Annotated in this window: 23 protein-coding genes and 1 pseudogene; 11 read left to right on the top strand and 13 right to left on the bottom strand. The window is 47.4% G+C overall.

Annotated features, from left to right (window positions below; all coding sequences use genetic code 11):
* Window positions 1-49 precede the first annotated feature (49 nt).
* From ACR32F_RS07390 to ACR32F_RS07345, 10 genes and pseudogenes are all read left to right on the top strand, one after another.
* Entirely contained in the window at window positions 50-502 is a 453-nt protein-coding gene (locus ACR32F_RS07390; protein WP_440119727.1) for an NUDIX domain-containing protein, read from the top strand.
* Between the two features lie 20 nt (window positions 503-522).
* Window positions 523-1,236, top strand: coding sequence for a helix-turn-helix transcriptional regulator (locus tag ACR32F_RS07385; protein WP_440117564.1), 714 nt, complete (start codon window positions 523-525; stop codon window positions 1,234-1,236).
* 12 nt (window positions 1,237-1,248) lie between these two features.
* Window positions 1,249-1,392 (top strand): annotated as a pseudogene (locus tag ACR32F_RS07380) (helix-turn-helix domain-containing protein); the annotation flags it as partial.
* A 68-nt stretch (window positions 1,393-1,460) separates the two neighbouring features.
* Window positions 1,461-1,985, top strand: a complete 525-nt coding sequence (locus ACR32F_RS07375; protein WP_440117562.1) for an ankyrin repeat domain-containing protein — start codon at window positions 1,461-1,463, stop codon at window positions 1,983-1,985.
* A gap of 212 nt (window positions 1,986-2,197) precedes the next feature.
* The gene (locus tag ACR32F_RS07370; RefSeq protein WP_440117560.1) at window positions 2,198-2,713 is read left to right on the top strand and encodes a sigma-70 family RNA polymerase sigma factor; all 516 of its coding nucleotides are present in this window, start codon (window positions 2,198-2,200) and stop codon (window positions 2,711-2,713) included.
* Complete coding sequence (locus tag ACR32F_RS07365; protein WP_440117558.1) at window positions 2,710-4,041, top strand: DUF4179 domain-containing protein; 1,332 nt, start codon at window positions 2,710-2,712, stop codon at window positions 4,039-4,041. The genes ACR32F_RS07370 and ACR32F_RS07365 overlap by 4 nt, the downstream gene beginning before the upstream one ends.
* A gap of 93 nt (window positions 4,042-4,134) precedes the next feature.
* Window positions 4,135-5,178, top strand: a complete 1,044-nt coding sequence (locus ACR32F_RS07360) for a S66 family peptidase (RefSeq protein WP_440117556.1) — start codon at window positions 4,135-4,137, stop codon at window positions 5,176-5,178.
* Between the two features lie 64 nt (window positions 5,179-5,242).
* Window positions 5,243-5,548, top strand: a complete 306-nt coding sequence (locus ACR32F_RS07355; RefSeq protein ID WP_440117554.1) for a hypothetical protein — start codon at window positions 5,243-5,245, stop codon at window positions 5,546-5,548.
* A gap of 401 nt (window positions 5,549-5,949) precedes the next feature.
* A complete protein-coding gene (locus tag ACR32F_RS07350; protein WP_440119726.1) occupies window positions 5,950-6,708 on the top strand; it encodes a threonine/serine exporter family protein in 759 nt (252 codons plus the stop codon).
* Window positions 6,709-6,726: 18 nt separating this feature from the next.
* Window positions 6,727-7,176 carry a threonine/serine exporter family protein gene (locus ACR32F_RS07345; protein WP_440117552.1) on the top strand — a complete coding sequence of 150 codons (450 nt, stop codon included), beginning with the start codon at window positions 6,727-6,729 and terminating at the stop codon, window positions 7,174-7,176.
* An 83-nt stretch (window positions 7,177-7,259) separates the two neighbouring features.
* Here ACR32F_RS07345 and ACR32F_RS07340 read toward each other — a convergent pair whose 3' ends face one another.
* From ACR32F_RS07340 to ACR32F_RS07290, 11 genes are all read right to left on the bottom strand, one after another.
* Window positions 7,260-7,394, bottom strand: a complete 135-nt coding sequence (locus tag ACR32F_RS07340; RefSeq protein ID WP_440117550.1) for a hypothetical protein — start codon at window positions 7,392-7,394, stop codon at window positions 7,260-7,262.
* A 22-nt stretch (window positions 7,395-7,416) separates the two neighbouring features.
* Window positions 7,417-9,279 (bottom strand): transglycosylase domain-containing protein, encoded by a 1,863-nt coding sequence (locus ACR32F_RS07335; RefSeq protein ID WP_440117548.1) that lies wholly within the window; start codon window positions 9,277-9,279, stop codon window positions 7,417-7,419.
* Window positions 9,273-9,947, bottom strand: coding sequence for a hypothetical protein (locus ACR32F_RS07330; protein WP_440117547.1), 675 nt, complete (start codon window positions 9,945-9,947; stop codon window positions 9,273-9,275). Before ACR32F_RS07330 ends, ACR32F_RS07335 begins: the two co-directional genes overlap by 7 nt.
* Before the next feature lie 175 nt (window positions 9,948-10,122).
* Complete coding sequence (locus tag ACR32F_RS07325) at window positions 10,123-11,259, bottom strand: sensor histidine kinase (protein WP_440117546.1); 1,137 nt, start codon at window positions 11,257-11,259, stop codon at window positions 10,123-10,125.
* A 58-nt stretch (window positions 11,260-11,317) separates the two neighbouring features.
* Window positions 11,318-12,040 carry a response regulator transcription factor gene (locus ACR32F_RS07320; protein WP_440117545.1) on the bottom strand — a complete coding sequence of 241 codons (723 nt, stop codon included), beginning with the start codon at window positions 12,038-12,040 and terminating at the stop codon, window positions 11,318-11,320.
* Between the two features lie 8 nt (window positions 12,041-12,048).
* Window positions 12,049-12,216: a hypothetical protein gene (locus tag ACR32F_RS07315; protein WP_440117544.1), complete on the bottom strand. Its 168-nt coding sequence runs from the start codon at window positions 12,214-12,216 to the stop codon at window positions 12,049-12,051.
* A 48-nt stretch (window positions 12,217-12,264) separates the two neighbouring features.
* Complete coding sequence (locus tag ACR32F_RS07310) at window positions 12,265-12,510, bottom strand: phosphotransferase (protein WP_440117543.1); 246 nt, start codon at window positions 12,508-12,510, stop codon at window positions 12,265-12,267.
* Between the two features lie 281 nt (window positions 12,511-12,791).
* Window positions 12,792-13,250 carry a DinB family protein gene (locus ACR32F_RS07305; protein ID WP_440117542.1) on the bottom strand — a complete coding sequence of 153 codons (459 nt, stop codon included), beginning with the start codon at window positions 13,248-13,250 and terminating at the stop codon, window positions 12,792-12,794.
* 184 nt (window positions 13,251-13,434) lie between these two features.
* Complete coding sequence (locus ACR32F_RS07300; protein ID WP_440117541.1) at window positions 13,435-14,379, bottom strand: DUF1963 domain-containing protein; 945 nt, start codon at window positions 14,377-14,379, stop codon at window positions 13,435-13,437.
* A 160-nt stretch (window positions 14,380-14,539) separates the two neighbouring features.
* Entirely contained in the window at window positions 14,540-15,829 is a 1,290-nt protein-coding gene (locus ACR32F_RS07295; RefSeq protein ID WP_440117540.1) for an ammonium transporter, read from the bottom strand.
* Window positions 15,826-16,245, bottom strand: coding sequence for a hypothetical protein (locus ACR32F_RS07290; RefSeq protein WP_440117539.1), 420 nt, complete (start codon window positions 16,243-16,245; stop codon window positions 15,826-15,828). The genes ACR32F_RS07295 and ACR32F_RS07290 overlap by 4 nt, the downstream gene beginning before the upstream one ends.
* A 289-nt stretch (window positions 16,246-16,534) precedes the next feature.
* Between ACR32F_RS07290 and ACR32F_RS07285 the strand changes: the two genes are divergently transcribed.
* Window positions 16,535-17,026, top strand: coding sequence for a DinB family protein (locus tag ACR32F_RS07285; RefSeq protein ID WP_440117538.1), 492 nt, complete (start codon window positions 16,535-16,537; stop codon window positions 17,024-17,026).
* A 193-nt stretch (window positions 17,027-17,219) separates the two neighbouring features.
* Here the strand turns inward: ACR32F_RS07285 and ACR32F_RS07280 are convergent, their stop codons facing one another.
* Entirely contained in the window at window positions 17,220-17,729 is a 510-nt protein-coding gene (locus ACR32F_RS07280; protein WP_440117536.1) for an N-acetyltransferase family protein, read from the bottom strand.
* Window positions 17,730-17,920: 191 nt separating this feature from the next.
* Window positions 17,921-19,027 carry a M23 family metallopeptidase gene (locus tag ACR32F_RS07275; protein WP_440117534.1) on the bottom strand — a complete coding sequence of 369 codons (1,107 nt, stop codon included), beginning with the start codon at window positions 19,025-19,027 and terminating at the stop codon, window positions 17,921-17,923.
* Window positions 19,028-19,228: the final 201 nt, after the last annotated feature.

The following is a 19,228-nucleotide window of genomic DNA, read 5'->3' as shown; positions in this document are numbered from 1 at the left end:
AAGTGATGTGTCCATGCGATTGAATGCTACGGGACCTGCTCCCTCGGCCATGTTCAATCCTGATTCTATTGCCGCAGAGGATTCCCACGTCCAACCTCGCATTGGTGTAGGTGCTGTCATCCTGAACGAACGTAATGAAGTGCTTTTGGTCTGGCGGAATCGCGAGCCGGAACAACATACCTGGAGTATCCCCGGAGGTAAGATTGACCCTTACGAATCGATTGAAACGGCAGTCATTCGGGAAATCAAGGAAGAAGTAGATTTGGATATTGCCATCGATCAGCTGCTCTGCACCGCAGAGACGATTCGTCCTGAACGACAGGAACACTGGATATCTGTCCTCTATTCCACCCGTTTACTCAGCGGCATCGCTCGTAATCTGGAAGAAGGCGGAGCCATTAGGGAGATTGGTTGGTTCCCGCTGGATGATCTGCCTTCTCCACTCGCCTGTTTTGCTGTGCCCGGCCTTGAAGCCGTGAAGAAGCTCTACATCAAGGATTAAAAGTTTGGAGGTGTTTGCACATGTTCAAGATCCATACACCTCAATCTGCACCCTCCCCGTTCATATTGCATGAAGCGCGGTCCCAATTCGACTGGAGAGGCAGCGGATCGTTATCACTGAAAACATTTCGAAACGGGAAATCCCTGTATCAAGCGGGGCACGGTCACTTTGCAGTCAACAACGAGAGCTACCTGCTTCTGAACGAAGGACAGGAATATAGTCTGTACATTGATTCTTCCGTACCGGTAGAATCCTTCTGTATCTTCTTCCCTCCAGGTTATGTGGAAGAGATCTGTCGGAATGTAGTTAGCAGCGATCTCCGACTTCTGGACGAGCCGTATGCTTATTCATCTAATAGTGGGATGGAATGGATAGAACGTACATACCCGATGGACAATCGGCTTGGCTCAGCCCTGGATCATCTGCGTACTTTATACGGTCAAGGCACGCTGGATTCCTGGGCACTGGCGGAGCAGCTTCACCTGCTTACCATTCATATGCTCGATTTACACCGTGACATTCAGCAAGAGATCAACGATCTGGATATGATCAGACGCTCAACCAGAGAAGAGCTATATCGAAGAGTATACATCGGGCATGAGTACATATCGGCATACTATGATCAGTCCTTAACACTAGAAGAGACTGCGGCAGTTGCACATCTATCCGTGAATCATTTTCTGCGCAGTTACAAAAAGTTGTTCGGCACTTCACCCCATCGTTATCTGACTTAATGCAGACTACAGGCTGCGAAGCAACTTCTGCTTGATACGGACAAGTCAGTCACCCATATCTGTTATAATGTGGGATTCGAAAGTCTCGGTTCGTTCAGTTCATTATTCAGCAAACGATTCCATATCGCTCCTTCTCAGCTGCGGACAAAAAGGTGATTATGAAGAAGAACCTCTGAAGAGAAGTCCGTATAATCAAACTATCTCATCCGATGGAGGTCTTCATTATGAATCATTCAGAACAAATGAATATACTATTCCAGGCTGCACAGCATGGGGACGTAACAACGATAAGACATCTACTTGATTCCCTACCTGAACTGACGAACATGGAAAACATGGATGGACTTACTCCGCTTGGATATGCCGCGCATTATGGACAAGCCGACGCCGTGGGTATCCTGCTCGAACTCGGTGCCGATGTGAACGCGATTTCGCATTCGAAGATCACGTTTATTCCCTCCAACACTGCAATGCACGCCGCATTGGCTGGAGAACGGTCTATAGAGGTTATCCGTCTCTTACTAGAACATGGAGCATCCACAAGTATTCTCGACAGTGATGGGCAACATGCACTGCACTCTGCTGCATTCCATACGGATCAGACCGAGCTTATTGGACTGCTGCTCCAGCATGGTGCTGATCCGAATGGACTGAATTCAGCCGGTGAGACTGCGCTCGATATTGCGGTTGCACGCGGGAATATGGCTACAGCTGCCTGTCTGAGAGAGGTTATTGCAACGAAGCAGTGATCGCTGTTGGCACAGTTGAGAAATATGAATAACTGCCGGATTCCTCTTCTCTAGACACGAGGAAGAAGCTGGCGGTTGTTTGACGTTTTCGGAACGTCCTTTTCTCCCCACGAGCTTTAAGGAAGCGCATACATATTTTTTTCATGAAAATCAAGAACCGTTTTGCTCTTTCTCCGGTCTAATACCTGACACATCCATGAAAGGAGGAGCCTATGACCCCTATTCAACTCACCGTCGCCGCACAAAAAGGGGATGCTGAGGCTTTTACAGTCTTAATGGAAATGCATCAGAGCCGACTATACCGGATTGCCTATGCTTATCTGCACAACGAGGGCGATGCGCTGGAAGCGATACAGGAGTCTACCTACAGAGCATTCCGTAAACTCAAAAAATTAAAGGAGCCCTCCTACTTCGGCACTTGGCTGATCCGTATTCTGCTCAATTACTGTGCCGACGAACGCAAACGCAAAAGCCGGTTCAATCCCGTCACCGAGATTCATGAACCAAGCAGCTGGGACCAGCCTGAAGACCCGGATCTCGCCGAAGCAGTCTCCACGCTGGATCGGGATTGCAAACAGATTATCATTCTGAGTTATTTCGAAGGTTTCTCCTTAACTGAAGTCGCTGATATTCTCGAAATCCCGACCGGAACCGTAAAATCCCGATTACACCGGGCGCTTGGAAAGCTCCGTGATCAACTTGAATCGAAAGGAGATGTATCTTCATGACCGATGAACGAAAACCATTCGACGCATTGGAAGAACGATTGAATGATCGCAAAACGGAATATGACACTATGCCAGTACCGGATGCTGAGGCATATCAGGCTGTACAGGCTGGAGTACGTCAGGTCACTCGCAAGCGCAAGACCCGGCTGCGTTGGTACATGAGTTCCATTTCGGCTGCTGCCCTCATTCTGCTGTTTACGGGATGTATCCGTGTCTCTCCTGCCTTTGCGTCCTTTGTGGAGCAATTGCCGGGCATGGAAGGTGTTGTGAGTATGATCCGCCAGGATAAAGGATTAATGATGGCGATCGATCAATCCCTCTTGCAGAAGGTCGGTGTGACCGACGAGCATGACGGAGTTAGTCTAACCGTAGAAGGCGTTATCACTGACGAGTCACGCATGGTTATTTTTTATACGATGAAAGGCAATAAAGATTCAGAAAAAAATGAGTATGACATTGATTTGTTAGATGGAGAGGGCAAGCAACTTCCAGTATCGTTTAGTTACGCCTCTCCTAAACCAGCGTCAGAGCATGACGTCTATGAGGGCATTGTTGATGTATCTTTTACAGAATCCACTCCACCGGAAGAGCTGACCTTTGTATTTAAGGATCAGAAAAAGAAAACGCGCAAGGAATGGAGGGTCACTTTTCCTGTAGACCACAGCTTAACCAGAGATATGAAAAAAGTTGTACCTGTTAACCAAACGGTTACACTCGATGGGCAACGTTTTGATGTAAAGCAGGCCACATTGTATCCGACTCGTCTTGTCCTAGATATTGAGTATGACTCTGGCAACACCAAAAAAATCTACGGAATCAATGATTTACAGTTGGTGGATGAACAAGGCAGAGCATGGCGAACAGATGCGGGTTCGATCTCAGGCTCCGGGAGTTCTGTTTTTTTTGAAAGCATGTATTTCTCCATCCCCAAAAAACTTACACTTCATGGGTCGGGGATTACCGCACTGGATAAGGATGAACTGGTGATCAGCATTGATCCGTCTTCAAGCAAACTACAGGGCGGACCTCAAGGATTGCAACTCCTTGATTATGAGGTTAAGGGCAAAGATACCGTTATGCATTTCTCCATCGCAAACGCTCAAAGCGCCGGTCCAGGACTTTCATTTACCAATATCGCAGACGATAAAGGGAATGAATTCGATGTGAAGGAAGCTGGCTGGAGTCCTTCCGGTGAAAATGGCGTATCCGAGGCGTGGGTAACTGTCAAAAACGGAGCCACCGCCAAAGGAAATCTGTCAATGGAAATCTTCTCTTATCCTGCGCATAGTCGTTCACCTTTCTCCATTGAGATTCCGGTGAACCCTTAATATGAACACCAGAGGGGTGTCATCCCTGCTTCGATTCTATATAATGGAAATATTCGTTAGACGAACGATATCACAGGAAAGGATGTTTCCACAATGAATAAACGTTCGATCCGTTATCCACAACTACTCGCGCCGGGTGACATCATCGGTGTAGCGGCACCGTCAAGCGGTGTGGGTGAATCCCTGCACCATTATCTTGAAGAAAGCAAACACAATATGAAGCGCCTAGGGTTCAACGTACAGGAAAGCCCCTGGCTGCGGCATAATTCCAAATGTGTCAGTTCATCCAAAGAGAACCGCGCTTCCGAGATGAATGCATTTTTCCGTGATCCGGGGATTCAGGCCATCATCCCTCCTTGGGGCGGGGAGTTCCTTATGGATGTTTTGCCCCTGCTGGATTGGGAAGCTTTGAACACGTTGCCGCCCAAATGGGTCATGGGCTATTCGGATATCAGCACCTTTTTATTCGCTTATACCCTGATCACCGGAACGGCTTCGGCACATGGTACGAACTATGTTGATCTAAGATCAGGCGCACTCGATCCGGTGACCGCCCGCTGGATTGATGTGTTACAGACCGAATACGGCGGACAGATCACACAATCGTCCTCCACGCACTATCAATCGACATGGAAACCGGAGTTATCTGGATTCAACCTGGACACCATTTCCCGCTGGAAACAGCTTGGTCATCGTGATGATGAAGACTCATCTGCAGTATTCTCGGGTCGGCTGATTGGCGGCTGTATGGATACGATCACCTGTCTAATTGGCACGCCTTATGCACCTGTGGAATCGTATCTAGATCAGTACTGTGCAGACGAAGGATCGATTTGGTATCTGGAGAGCTGTGAGATGAGCGCAGGGGATATCTATCGTCATCTGTGGCAAATGAAACAAGCAGGCTGGTTTGCAGGCGTTAAAGGCTTCATGTTTGGCCGACCTGCCGGATATTCGGATACAGCGGATTTCCATTTCACCGATGCCCTATCCTCTGCGCTCGGGGATCTGGATGTCCCTGTACTGTACGATGTGGATCTTGGGCATATTCCGCCCCAGTTAACCTTTGTGAATGGAGCACTGGGCAAAGTGGATTATGAGAATGGACGCGGGACCCTTGAGATGACGTTTGTGTAATCACCTTTTGTAGGCAAATGCATACCTTGAAGTAAGAACTTATTTTGAGGAAGGGTTGTGCATCATGTCTGAATCCACATCCACGCCATCCGCGCGCATCGTATACCAAGCCAATCAACCAATGCTCCAATCCGTGCAAAGTGTGCGGAATATGCTTCATCATACAGCCCGGCAGCATGTGGGCAAGAAGGTACAAGTCCAGAATATGGATGGTCAGGTATGGGAAGGTGTCATCATAAGCGCAGATCGGGGGATTCTGTATCTCCAGGTTACACCGATGCATGGATATCCTGAACCGCGTGCCTTGTTTGGACCGACTATTCTGCCACTTGTGCTGTATGAGTTGCTAGTCATTACCCTGTTGATGTAGCTGGTTTATTGTACTTATCCGCAGCATCTTGCGCCAAGACAAAAAGCTCCGTTCCTGTGCCCTTCGGGCGTTGGGAACGTAGCTTTTTCTATGTTTTGCATGAACTCCGCATATTTATTTACGTGATATCGCCTTTGTTATGACGTTCTTATGACGTTCTTATGATGTGCTTGTGATGTGCTTGTGATGTGCTTATAGCCTGATTTTGGCTAGAACGTATGGATCAAGCTCTACAACCCGGGTGACTTAATGGCGCCGGTGCGGTATGTTTCCTTGCTAACGTGTGAAATATGATACAATGGTGTCGGCACCACGCCTTATTTCATATGAAACGGAGCTTGATCCGGTTGGAATACATACGTCATGATTCATCCCCCGCAGCTCAGACCGAGACGGGGAGCATGGTCAACAACCCTGCTGAGCAATCCCGTGTAATTGCCATCTGTCTGCTGGCAGGCAAGATCATGCTACAAAGCGGTGGTGAAACCTACCGCGTGGAAGATACGATGAAGCGGATGGCCGCAGCACTCGGGTTACCCCATTCGCATAGCTATGTTGTGCCCACAGGCATCTTTTTCTCAGTCGATGCGACCGAGCCTGCCAAGCTGATACGAATTTCCGAGCGTACGACGGATCTGGACAAAGTGTCCGAAGTGAATGCTGTCTCCCGTCGCATTGGACAAGGAGAGCTCTCGGTTGAAGAAGCTCATGCGTTGTTACAGCAAATTGAAGGCAAGCCCTCCTCCTATTCTGCGGTAGTGCAGCTTACGGCCGCGGCATTATCCAGCGGTTGTTTCACCATTATGTTTGGCGGGGGTTGGAGCGACTTTCTTCCCGCAATATTATGCGGAGGTATAGGCTATGCTGCCGTCATTGCCTTTCACCGACTGGTACGAGTCAAATTCTTTGCTGAGCTCACTGCATCCTTTTTCATTGGTTTGCTGGCCTTTTGGCTTGTCTATATCGGAGCGGGTCATGAACGGGACAAAATTATTATTGGCTCGGTTATGCCTTTGGTACCGGGACTGCTGATAACCAATGCTGTGCGCGACCTGATGGCCGGGCATCTAGTATCCGGTTTATCCAAGGGGGCCGAGGCGTTTCTCACTGCTTTTGCCATAGGTACCGGCATTGCTGTTGTATTTTCACTTTTTATGTAAGACGGAGGAATGCAGGATATGCTCCATTTTATTGAACAAGCTTTAACCAGCTTTGTCGCTTCGGCCGCATTCGGCATCATCTTCAACGCACCACGGCGCATGCTGCTTCACGGTGGTTTTGTCGGCATGATCGGCTGGATTATCTATATTGTGCTCGAATATGCTGCGGATGCAGTTCCTGCAACACTGGCAGCCACCATCGCGGTAGGTGTCATCAGTCAGCTGTTCTCCCGCACGTTTCGTGCACCTGTTATTATCTTTAGCGTTGCTGGCATCATTCCGCTGGTTCCGGGTGGGCTCGCGTATAATGCCATGCGCAGCTTTGTACAAAATGACTACGGTGCCGCCATGGAGATGGCTGCCAAGGCGCTCATGTTATCCGGTGCTATTGCGGTAGGACTTGTACTTTCCGAGGTGTTGAACCAGATGATTCGTCGTATACCTGGATCGATGCGAGCAAAATCATAACATCCGTTTCATATCATCAGCGCAATAAAGGCCCGCTAGAGACAGTATTCATGCTGTCCCTCTCGGGTCTTCAAAATTTCTATTCAATGTAATCGTAATCCGGGATCATTAATATACATTGTATCCATCGTTGTATCCATTTCAATCCGTCCACTATACAATTTATCCACAGGACTGAAATCCCTCGCATCTGCTTGCAGCTTGAATGTCTTGTCCATGGATGTGTTTAAACCCTGTTTCTCATGGCATTGCACGCTTCATAACCGATGCGAATAAATCTGCGGCCACGCCACTTCCTGATCTCATATAATGTTCAGCATCCGTGCGATCAAATCCCATCCAGACTGCCGCCGTCCACTTGCTCGTATACCCCACAAACCACAGGTCCCGATTGGCTTCCCTTCCTACGCCAGATAAAGCAGCCTGTGTGGTCCCCGTCTTCCCCGCGACCTTATGTCCACTAAGCTGTGCGCGGCTGCCCGTTCCCTTACTGACTACATCCTGAAGCATGCTGGTCATGGCATTCGCTGTATGTACGGAAATGACCTGTTTATTCTCTGGCTTAAAAGCATAGATCGTCCGGCCTCGCGCATCTGTAATGTCACGAATCAGATGTGCCGTATTCCACTTGCCGTTATTGGCAAAGACGGAATAGGCCTGGGCCATCTTTAACGGAGATACCCCTTTATGCAAGCCACCCAAGGCAATCGACAGATTACGATCCTCTTGGCCCAGTTCAATGCCTAATCGATCAGCAAATTGCTGCGCTCGCTCCAGCCCTGTCTCATTCAGTAGCCACACCGCTGGAGCGTTAATGGAATGTTCAATGGCTTGCGACATTGTGACGGCACCTGTGTAACGTCCGCCCAGGTTACTCGGTTGATAGCTGCCATAGTTCATCCGTTGATCAGGCAACATACTCTCTGGCTTAAACCGCCCAGATTCCAGCGCAGGTCCATAAGCAATAATCGGTTTAAAAGCAGAACCAGGTTGCCTCGCATCCGTGGTCACCCGATTGATGCCTCCTTTGACGGGATCACGCCCGCCCATCATCGCTTTGACTTCACCATTATGCTGGTCCATAATGACCATGCTCGCCTGCACTTGTTCATCCATGCGATCATCCGTGAACCGGGAGGACTCGCGGAATGCTTGCTCCATCGCAAGCTGCGCCTGATCATCCAACCCCGTACGAATGGTCCAGCCTGCGGATTGAATCTCTGCTCCACTCTTGCCTGTAAGACGGGAAGCTTCCTCGATCACCGCATCCACCGCAGACACGTAAACAGGCACAGAAGAGTTTGGAGTCGATAAAGAGGTCCTATCGGGCGGTGTATAGTCCACATTTTGCGCTGTCTCCATCTGTCGTTTAGTAATGATTCCTTGTTCATGCATTAATCCAAGAACTACAGCACGCCTCTCTTTGGATAGATCCTCCCGATCCACAGGGTTGTATATGGAAGGCCCTTTGGGAATTCCAGCCAGGGTAGCCATTTGCCAGATCTCCAACTGATGCAAATCCTTTATCCCGAAGTAGCGCCAAGCCGCCGCTTTCACACCGTATTGCTGACGTCCCATGAAAATATGATTCAAATACAGCTCCAACAACTCATCCTTGCTAAATCTCTTTTCCATCGCCATGGCAATCGACATTTCATTCACCTTGCGAACCAGCGTTTTATCTCCGTTCAAGTACAGATTTCTGGCCAGCTGCTGCGTAATGGAGCTGCCTCCCTGACTCAGATTCATATGTAATACATCCTGCACAATAGCCCTGCCTATACCGATAAAATCCAGTCCGTCATGACGATAGAAACGTCGATCTTCCGTAGCCAGAAACGCTTGTTTCAACATTTCCGGCATGTCCTGCAAATCAGCATATTCTGCATACCCTTTGGTCTGAATGGATGATCTGGAAATTTCTTTTCCATTTGCATTGGTAATGATTGTGGAAGAAGCCACCGAAATGGCCTGAGCATGATTGCGAAGTACACTCTCCCCGTAATAAACCAAATAAAGATAACCAAGAGCAAATATAATAACTGTGACTACGAGTGCATCAAAAATGTGATATATCCTGCGATTTATTCCAAACCTCAACATTTCGAGTCCTTGTATACCGGTGGAATGGAGTTCAAGTGCTCCTCAGGCCTCATTTCCCTGGAATCCAGAGCAAGCTCCAGCCTTAGCGTCTGTTCATATGCCAGCCTGACCCAATGCTGAATCTCCGCTTCATCCCTGCAGCGTCCCTCCATAATTGTATCCAGAGAGGATCGAACACCGTATAGGGTAAGTTTAGTTGGCAGATCGGTACTTAACCCCTCATCTCTTCTTGGCTCTCTATCTATCCACTCATGGTCTGAAATACTTAACCGCTCCGCCTGCATACGGAGCGCCACTTCATTCAGGTCGGCAGCAATCTGCCGCAGTTCGCCCCCGTTCAACACTTCAATCGGTGCAGGAATTTGACCATTTGCCATTTCATGAGTTCCACAACCAATAACCTTGAGGTCATCTGCAATCTTCTGCGATCGAATCCAAAAAAACAATGTAAACAAACCACCCCCGATCAATATAACCAATGGCGTTGTACCAATGTGGTTAATCAGCCAATGCATAACACGAGTTATCCATGTTGTCTCAGCCAGGATATGATGGTGAGCAAGACGTAACATGTGATAAACAACAAATAGGAGCGTCGCGCTAAGTAACGCGCTTGCTCCGCAGATATATATGTATCTTAGTCTGACTGTACGTAATAATAATCTCATATTCGGTATCCTCCTCCATTTTACAGTTCATATGTAGATTGAGTTTAAGGATACCGAATATTTCTTAATGAGGAAGTGGTTAACTTCTTATCATTTTCTTAATTCAGCACAATTGCATACATGCTGAATTAAGCAAGTTCTCTTACATTGAGACGAGAATTCTGATCGGTTACAGTTACGGTTGCTCTTGATTTCTGTTCATCGAAGGAGCAGTTACAGGAAAACGCGTAACAAAATCGGTTCTGCCCTGTTCACTGTATGCAGCAATACTTCCTTGATGTAATTCGATCATCGACTTGGCAATAGCCAGCCCGAGTCCCGTTCCGCCCGTATCACGAGAACGGGACTTGTCCACCCGGTAGAAGCGATCGAATAAATGTGGTAAATCCTGTACCGGAATCGGTTCACCATAATTACTAATGCGCACCACAGCTTCTTCACCTTCAAGAGACAATGCAATCTCCATCACTTTGCCCTGTGCCCCATAACGGATCGCGTTACTGAACAGGTTCTCATACGCACGAACCAGCTCCCCAGGAGCGGCCTGAATCCATAACGGTTCTTGTCCACCAATAATCTTGTAGGTCATGCCGGCTTCTTCCAGCATCGGAGCGAACTCTTCTGCAAGCTGCATCAGAAATGGGCTCAGGTTCAAGGAGGTCAATGACAAAGGCAGACTCCCGCCACTGACACGGGTATATTCGAACAAATCGTCAATCAGCTTTCTTAATGTCAATGATTTCTCATACGCAATGCTCACGTAATAGCGCATCTCAATTTCATCCTGATACCGATCCTTCTCAATGTACTCCAAAAATCCAAGAATGGAGGTCAGTGGCGTCCTCAAATCATGAGAAATACCCGTAATCAAGTCATTTTTGGCAGCAACCGCACTACGCTCCTCCTGCAATGACAGTTGCAATTGTTCAGCCATCTGATTAATACTGTCAGCGACAACGCCAAATTCATCCGAGGACTTTACCTCAATCCGATGAGACAGCTCCCCCTTGGCAACCTCCTGAATGCCCGCTGTGATCTCGTCCAGCACCAGCATTATCCTGCGCGTGAACAGGAAAAAGAACAACACAAAGCCAAGTATGCCAACCACAATCATCAAGGGCACAGAACCGATATTATTCACCAGCCACCTTATCCCCTGAGCCGGAATTGAGTAATCTGGATAGGTCTGGGCTTCCAGAATGGACTGTACAACTTTGCTGCCTCCGTACAACATAGCCGCTGTCAGTATACCGCTCAGCAGAAATGCATAGATAAATTTCCAACGGACTGTATTAATTAATTTTGAATTCATCTCAGAAACTCCCCGCTTACGCGTTTTAACCAGTTACGCCCTTTTAAGATGCACGTGTTTATTGTGATTTGATCATCTTATAACCAACACCCCATACGGTCTGAATAAACTTGGGATGTTTGCTGTCAAGTTCGATTTTCTCACGAATCTTGCGGATATGCACCATGACCGTGTTGTTGGACTCCATAAATTCCTCTTTCCAAACCTGCCTGTAGATCTGCTCCATGCTAAGCACAGAACCTTGATGGCGCGCAAGCAGCTCCAGAACGGCAAATTCACGGGGAGTCAGGCGAACAGGCTGCTCGTCCACCCAGACCTCATGGGTATCGGTATTGATGACTAGATCGTCGATCACCCATTCATGTTCCTTGTTTTCCCGGCCTTCATTGAAGGTATGATACCTGCGAAGCTGGGACTTTGCACGTGCCACGAGTTCAAGGGGGTTAAACGGCTTGGTCACATAATCATCGGCACCAATGCTGAGTCCTGTTATTTTATCCATATCCATGCTTTTGGCCGACAGCATAATGATCGGCATCTTCAGCTCCTCCCGAATTTTCATGCAGGCTTCAATTCCGTCCATATTCGGCATCATGACATCCAGAATAATCAAATCGACCTGCTCTTTCTTCAATTGCTCAAGCGCTTCGAGCCCATCATTCGCGGTGAGAATCCGGTAACCTTCATTGCCAAAATAAATTTCCATCAGTTTGATAATATCCTGCTCATCATCCACAAGCAGAATGGTTGCTGGCTGTGCCACGGCATTATTCCTTTCCATTCTACGAATCATTGATTGTTCAAAGTATACCACCGGGGAATGAATCTGCGAAAATCTTCATGATCTTCCCGAACCCGTTCAATCCTCACCATCATATCATCGGTCTCTTCGGGCTTCATCTGCTGAATCCATACTACAGAGGACACAAGGGCCATCGCCGTATAGAGAGAATACATTCTCCAGAACAGCTCATCCGGCTCTCCGCCGCCATAATAACCCTGGATCTATCCAATGCAATAAGGAATACTTGTCTCGGACACGAATAAACCAAGCTTCAAAAATTCATGAACCGGATCACCTTGGTCAAAACGATTAAAATCGATTACACCTGCCAGCTTGTCTTCTTGAATCACCAGATTCCCGAGATGAAAGTCATCATGCTGGAATACGTCCAGACGATTCTTCATCCAATCCAGATGTTCTTCAATAACGTTAAAATAGCTTGATCGTGATCCATCCTGACAGGACACTGTCTATATTTCTCTACGTAACGCTGATGTTTCTTGCTTTTGCGTATGTACGATGATTCGGGCTGCTGCTCCACCTTGGAATGTTTCTTACTTGCTCTCTCCACTCCGGATATGTATTATTCTGTTCCACATGAGCATCCTCCGTTGTTATCATATAGCACGTCTTGCTGATCCCCTTCGAATCTCCCTTGCTTCTGATTGCAAGCTTCTATGTAATCTATTCATTCTATGCCCATGCAGATTCCTTGGCGGTGTAGCCGATCTCCGAACACTAGATGAGGTTATACAAACAATGCCACTTTGGGCTCTATGCCAGTCAGAGTCAGCATCGTATGCAGTTGGCCCCTGTGATGATATACATGCCCCATAATTTCAAGAAGCCATTCCAGACGACTGTGCGAAGCTCCCCAATAGGAGTCCGTCACCTGTAATAGTTCCTCTGTATTAAACTGCCTGTATCGATGGTAGAGGTACATCTGATTCGCAATCAAGGCTTCCTTGATCTCGCTCAGCGTATTCGGTTGATTTTGTTCGTAAAACAAAGCTATTTCCTCTTCGGAAGCTCCCTCCGAAATATGTACATCTGCCCTACAAATGACGGATAGATGAGAAAGCAATTCTCCGATCGGCCGTTTGCCTTCAATCGGCGTTAACGCCAGATCCTGTTCGGATAGTTGGTCACATAAATCAATTAAGGATGACACTGCCACATCAATATGTTTAAATGCAGATTGAATCAACCGTCACACTCCCTTTTTATCCCATTATACGGAACATATGATCGCTATTCAACCACAAGATTCCCCCTTTATATATAAAACAGCTATGATCCAAAACTAACAATGACGAACAAAAAAAGTCCCTCCTTCCTCTTATAGACGGAATTCGGGACATTTTGTTGCTCATTTGATCGAGATCTTTGACTTAACTTGAATATAACGAACAATACGTTTGGTCAAATCGACCTGCCAGCAAATCAGCCTTGCGGATGAAGAATTGCAACTCCCCGCAGTCCCACCATTGAAAACCAATGGCATCATGCGTATCGATTTTCAACAGCAACAGGGTATCGGAAAGTTCTTGCCGCATCCGCTTCTCATCTCCGCCATAATGAGCTGTCAGCTTCTTCTCACAATCCTGCTCATTATAACCGTACTCTTCTCCAAGCACGATCTGTAACAAAGCCTGATGTTCTGCATCCGGATGCTGACCGTCAGGGTACCCAAACATGCCGCCCCAGTTTTGCGCACTCGGATGATTCCAGCTGGATTCGAATTCGAGGTATCGATCATACAGATCTGCTTCTACCTGCACTTCATTCTTCTCATTGGACTGCGAATCAGCCAGTGCATTCAACTCCTGAGAATCAATATATGCATATGTAGGAAACTCAAGATTGGGCAGAACCGTTACCGAATGCGCTACAAAATCAGCCTCATCCAGAGCGGTATCGCCATCAGGCGTTCGCCTTTTCAGGTTATGAGCGTCTGGTTCAAAAATCACACGGTGCTCAATATGATAGGCAGGTTCATCCACACCAATAAAAAAGTATAACATTCCTCGTTCAGGCAAACTTCCACGGCCATCATTCGGCGTATACGGTGACAAATCCACAAGATTCAGCTGGGCCAAAAATGTCATGGGTACCCCTTCTTCTGTCAACGGCCATTTCATGTTATCCGGTAGATCCGGATCTCCACCTACACGCGAGTTCCCTGTTCTGCGGTATTCATCAAGTGTTGATACATCCAGACGAATTCCCCAGCGGCTTGAAGATAACAACAGATCAGCAGCAGCACCCAAACCGTATTCCTCAAGAGTTTTGCGTGCTTTTCTGGTCAGACGTTCACATTGTTCTGGTTTAATCATCAAGATCCTCCCCTTCAGACAATACACCTATGGTGAGACATATTCAGGTTCACACCTGTATATTCTTCCGCTGTCTCTTCTTTCCCTGCTTCAAACGCAAAAAAGAGACCGACATCGGATGTCAGCCCCTTTCCTGTTATCTAATCTATTCCATTCAGACTTAACGATTCTGACTTGTTAAATCATCCTGGAATGCGCGAATATGTTCCTCGCCATCCAGGAATTCATGAGCCTGATGGGCTGCCATGACACCGTGATAGCTGATATCCAGACCCATATCTTCCTCTTCTTCCGTCGAACGAACGGGAACAATCTTGCCAATCAGCTTCAGGCCGATCCAGGTCATTACAAATCCCCAGACGACCAGAGCTGTAAGGCCAAGTGCCTGAACACCCAGCAACCTCCAGCCGCCTCCCATGAATAATCCGCCATCTGTTGCAAACAGACCTACGGCAATGGTTCCCCACATCCCTGATGCGGCATGAACAGGGAAAGCGCCCACCGGATCATCAATCTGCCGACGGTCGAGCCAATTGGTTGCAGCCATCATGAGTAATCCCGATACCGCTCCAATGAATATGGCAGCCACATCACCGACAAAAGCACAGCCCGCAGTAATCCCGACCAGACCGGCAAGCGATCCATTGATGACAGATGGTGCATCCGAACGATTAAAGCGGAACAAGGTGTACAGCAGTGTAGCCGCGCCACCTGAAGCGGCGGATAACATGGTGACGATAGCAATGTGACCAATTCTTACATCCGTTGCGCTCAGCGTACTGCCAGCATTGAATCCAAACCAGCCGAACCAGAGTAGGAACGCACCCACGGATGCAAGTGGCAGATTGCTTGGAAGAGCGATTGCACTCACGCCAAGTGGCGTGTATTTGCCTTTGCGCGGACCGATAATAATTGCTGCGGCCAGTGCCGAGAACCCGCCCAAGGCGTGAATAACAGCTGAACCAGCAAAGTCCTGCATTCCCAGATTGCTCAGCCATCCGCCGCCCCATGCCCAATGCCCACCGATCGGATATATAATGCCTGTCATCAATATGATGTACAGCAGGTAGGCACGGAAGTTGATCCGTTCAGCCACAGCACCCGATACGATGGAAATGACGGCAATCGTAAACGCAGCCTGGAACAGCCAAAACGTTTCCAGTGATACCGGTACGTCCAGGTGAGACAAGTCACCATTGAGGAAAAATCCGGTGATTCCCATAAAACCTCCAGCATCGGAGCCGTACATCAAACCAAACCCGATCGCATAAAAAAGCAAGGTACCAATCGTAATATCGGCAAAAACCTTCATAATAATGTTCACACTATTTTTATAACGTACAAAGCCAGCCTCCAGAAGGGCGAATCCCCCCTCCATTAACAGAATCATGGCCGCACTCAGTACAACCCAGACCGTATCGATCCCGGAGCTTAATGTCTCTAAAGTCATGCTTGTACATCCTCCGTTTCACTCAGCTGTCTGATCTCACGGATCGTATCAGGAGCTAGCTCGATCTCGTCCCGTTCAATGCTGTCAGGATGATTGATGCGTTCAACAATTCGATCCAGTTCACGTATGCGGCGGCGAATCTGTTCCATTTTACGAAAACGTTCCTTCACTTGGACCATATAATCCACCGCTTGGTGATGGGATGCAGGACGTCCTGCGAACCATTTGCGCACAGTAGATAAAGATTGATAAGCCACTTCCTCCGCTCGCTTCTTTTGCTCGAATTGCTCAATTTTATGTTTGAGCGTTTCGATCTCTGTTTCCTTTTTGACCCTGAGCTGTTGGATAAGGTACAATAAATCGGACGATGATATTTGCAATGCTGTATGGTGGTACACCTCATCAATCACTAACATATCATGTCAGGACTCCTTACATTTAAAGTTACTTGTTATCGATTATAGGGTGCGTTAGCCCTAACCGTCAATCCTTTTTTGGTGATGGTAATATTGGCGATGGTCCATTTATGAGAAACAACTTTAATTTCATCACATAAAATTCGTCTAACAAAGTAAATTAAACATGTTTTCACATTCATCTTTCATATCCTCTATGATATAGATCAAACATTCACATTTCATACTGCACCTACACCAGCTGTCATTATAGAACTCATATAACTCATATAAAGGAGAGGATTGCACAATGTTCACTCGTAATGACGACATTCGGAGCCAAATTCGGGAAGCGGTCTCTGGACTTAATGAAGAACAATTGAACCTCAGACCCGCACCTGAACAATGGAGCATCATGCAAGTGCTCCGTCATCTGAATCTGATGGAAGGCTTAATTGTGAAGCAATCCGAGCTGGCTCTTAAGAAAGAAGAAATGGTAACAGTAGATAAAAAGCCTTATGAACTTTCGCTGGATCGCAGTCGTTCCGTGGAGGCTCCGCCCCATCTTCAGCCCCCTGCGGAACCCGAAGCTCTGGCGGATGTCCGCCATGACCTAGCTGAATCCCATCAAGCGCTGGCCGACTTAGCAATACATCATGATCTCGATCTGCTGCGCAGCAAATCTTTCCCACATCCGGTTTTTGGTGAGATGGATGTTGCACAATGGGTTGATTTTGCTAGTTATCATGAGGAACGTCATCTCGCACAGATGCTGGATATCAAGCAGAGATTGAGTCTCTAGTACGGCAAGCAGAAGGCAGCAGCAGGAAAATGCTGCTGCACAAATCAAAAAAAGCTGTCCCATACGTCATAAACATGACAGGGACAGCCTTTTTTAGCGTTAGTACAATCTAACAAACCGCGCACAAGCTATTAGCGCCAATTACCACAGGTCTGTGTTTTAACGAATCAACGAGAAGTTATAGGCTTCATCGTTATGCCATTATTTTTTTGCCCAAAATCGCCAAATCCCGGTTCACGCCATCCAGCACAGCCACTTCGGGGTAATATCCCCACTGTTCAAAGCCATGCTTGCGCAATAACCTCAAACTCGGTTCATTATGTCCAAAGACAAAGCCCAAGATCGTCTTGATTCCAAGCGCAGGACATGCAGCAAAAACGGTATTCAGCAAACGCCCGCCAGCCCCAATTCCACGACATTGCTGATCTACATATACACTGACTTCCACCGTTTCATTGTACGCAGGACGTCCATAAAACGAACTCAGACTGGCCCAAGCTACAACCTGCCCTTCATGTCGCATCACCCAGAGTGGACGATGATCCGAAGAATGCTCCTCAAACCAGGGAATACGCTGTTCCACGGTCACCGGCTCCAAATCCGCCGTCACCATCCGGCTCTCAATCGTGGAATTATAGATCTCCACAATTCTTGGCAAGTCCTCACGACGCGCATACTCAATCTGTACACTATCCAGCTTCATTTCTACTCCTCCATCGTCCAGATCGAATCTGTCTTATGACGATATTATAACGGAGGCAGGAAGACGGCGTCATCCCCTAAACACTCTGATAAAATAACTCCTGACCCGACCTTGTGATCTGGTGACTTGGTAAGTTAATAAACTGACCTGTACAAAACCTGATTTTCGATGAATTCCTTGTCATCTGGTACTTAGGACTCCGGCAGTGCCTGAATGGTGTTTCCGCGGGTTAGCTGCTGACTCTTATCCGCCCAACGAATGTTGATGGAACGGGAAGTGAACAGGCCGGGACCGTCCGATACCTGGAAGTGTAGATGAGCTTCACTGGAGTTACCCGAATTGCCAAGCTCACCGATGAGGTCTCCCTGCTTGAGCTTATCTCCTTTTTTGACTGTTACACTTCCTTTTTTTATATGTGCCGTAATGCTATATTCGCCCTGCCCATGGTCAATGACCACATTATTCCCCGCTGGCTCTTCCGGATTCATAACGCCGGGTATATTGTCTGGAATGTCATTTTTGATATCGACAACTGTTCCGTCCGCAGCAGCATAGAGTGGTTCACCAAAAGCATGATAACTTGCGTTCACCTTGGTATCCCCCTTATAGCTGAAACCTTCTTTCGACCGAATGATATCCAGTGCATACCGCTGTGTTTCATGCTCATAATGATAGTTCGACATCACATCGTCGCCTCCCCAGAACACATACCATTCACCCTTTAAAGGGAAATGGAATTCGGTTTTGGTGAACTTTTGATCTGTATCCTCATGGGTTACCAGCGGCTGGATCAACAGACCATCAATCTGATTGGCTTCGGTAAAATAGGCTCGAATCCCTTTTGTTCCCGTTTGATCCTTCCAGGCGAACTCGGTCAAATTGTTTATCTCAGCTGCGAACACTTGATCCAGGGATGTTACTCCCTTCAGGAACTCGGAAGCAGACGTTTTGAACTTTTCAAGTGTGATCGCTTCCTTCAATTCCGGAGAAAACTGACTATAGATCGCATCCTTCGAACCATTCATTAATGTATCTATGAGATTGTCTGGCGTTACAGTCGTGCTCACCTCTGAATTTGTGTTCTGTTCCTGATTGGAGTTCTCGCTCGATTCATTATTATTGGATATCTGTTCGGCTGACTTTTCTTCCGCTTGGTCGGATGTAATCGACTTACCATTTCCGCAGGCAGACAATATCACGCAAGCACTGAGGGCAATCGCAAGCACTTTCCAGCCCTTTCTGCTCTGTAATTTGTTGTGTGAAGCTTGCTCTGAATTCAGATGACTTTCCCTGTTCATTCTCAACACCCCTTCTATTAATCGTTATACTTTCCAGTTAAGTGTACAGAATGAATCTTATGCTTCGTCTAACCCTTCCTTACTTGTAGTTAAATTGTGACGGCTTCCCTCGCCTCATAATTAAGATTCCGTTAAGATACCTCGTATGCTATACAGCACTTGTGGATGGTATGATTAGCAATAAACTCAAAGGAAGTACGA

The organism is Paenibacillus hebaui, from assembly GCF_051934385.1.
Taxonomy (GTDB): domain Bacteria; phylum Bacillota; class Bacilli; order Paenibacillales; family Paenibacillaceae; genus Paenibacillus.
This window is presented reverse-complemented; position numbering and strand designations above follow the sequence as displayed.

Coding starts and splice junctions, on each gene's coding strand:
- ACR32F_RS07390 (WP_440119727.1), top strand. CDS start 50: ATGTTCAATCCTGATTCTATTGCCGCAGAGGATTCCCACGTCCAACCT.
- ACR32F_RS07385 (WP_440117564.1), top strand. CDS start 523: ATGTTCAAGATCCATACACCTCAATCTGCACCCTCCCCGTTCATATTG.
- ACR32F_RS07375 (WP_440117562.1), top strand. CDS start 1,461: ATGAATCATTCAGAACAAATGAATATACTATTCCAGGCTGCACAGCAT.
- ACR32F_RS07370 (WP_440117560.1), top strand. CDS start 2,198: ATGACCCCTATTCAACTCACCGTCGCCGCACAAAAAGGGGATGCTGAG.
- ACR32F_RS07365 (WP_440117558.1), top strand. CDS start 2,710: ATGACCGATGAACGAAAACCATTCGACGCATTGGAAGAACGATTGAAT.
- ACR32F_RS07360 (WP_440117556.1), top strand. CDS start 4,135: ATGAATAAACGTTCGATCCGTTATCCACAACTACTCGCGCCGGGTGAC.
- ACR32F_RS07355 (WP_440117554.1), top strand. CDS start 5,243: ATGTCTGAATCCACATCCACGCCATCCGCGCGCATCGTATACCAAGCC.
- ACR32F_RS07350 (WP_440119726.1), top strand. CDS start 5,950: ATGGTCAACAACCCTGCTGAGCAATCCCGTGTAATTGCCATCTGTCTG.
- ACR32F_RS07345 (WP_440117552.1), top strand. CDS start 6,727: ATGCTCCATTTTATTGAACAAGCTTTAACCAGCTTTGTCGCTTCGGCC.
- ACR32F_RS07340 (WP_440117550.1), bottom strand. CDS start 7,394: ATGGACAAGACATTCAAGCTGCAAGCAGATGCGAGGGATTTCAGTCCT.
- ACR32F_RS07335 (WP_440117548.1), bottom strand. CDS start 9,279: ATGTTGAGGTTTGGAATAAATCGCAGGATATATCACATTTTTGATGCA.
- ACR32F_RS07330 (WP_440117547.1), bottom strand. CDS start 9,947: ATGAGATTATTATTACGTACAGTCAGACTAAGATACATATATATCTGC.
- ACR32F_RS07325 (WP_440117546.1), bottom strand. CDS start 11,259: ATGAATTCAAAATTAATTAATACAGTCCGTTGGAAATTTATCTATGCA.
- ACR32F_RS07320 (WP_440117545.1), bottom strand. CDS start 12,040: ATGGAAAGGAATAATGCCGTGGCACAGCCAGCAACCATTCTGCTTGTG.
- ACR32F_RS07315 (WP_440117544.1), bottom strand. CDS start 12,216: ATGTATTCTCTCTATACGGCGATGGCCCTTGTGTCCTCTGTAGTATGG.
- ACR32F_RS07300 (WP_440117541.1), bottom strand. CDS start 14,379: ATGATTAAACCAGAACAATGTGAACGTCTGACCAGAAAAGCACGCAAA.
- ACR32F_RS07295 (WP_440117540.1), bottom strand. CDS start 15,829: ATGACTTTAGAGACATTAAGCTCCGGGATCGATACGGTCTGGGTTGTA.
- ACR32F_RS07290 (WP_440117539.1), bottom strand. CDS start 16,245: ATGTTAGTGATTGATGAGGTGTACCACCATACAGCATTGCAAATATCA.
- ACR32F_RS07285 (WP_440117538.1), top strand. CDS start 16,535: ATGTTCACTCGTAATGACGACATTCGGAGCCAAATTCGGGAAGCGGTC.
- ACR32F_RS07280 (WP_440117536.1), bottom strand. CDS start 17,729: ATGAAGCTGGATAGTGTACAGATTGAGTATGCGCGTCGTGAGGACTTG.
- ACR32F_RS07275 (WP_440117534.1), bottom strand. CDS start 19,027: ATGAACAGGGAAAGTCATCTGAATTCAGAGCAAGCTTCACACAACAAA.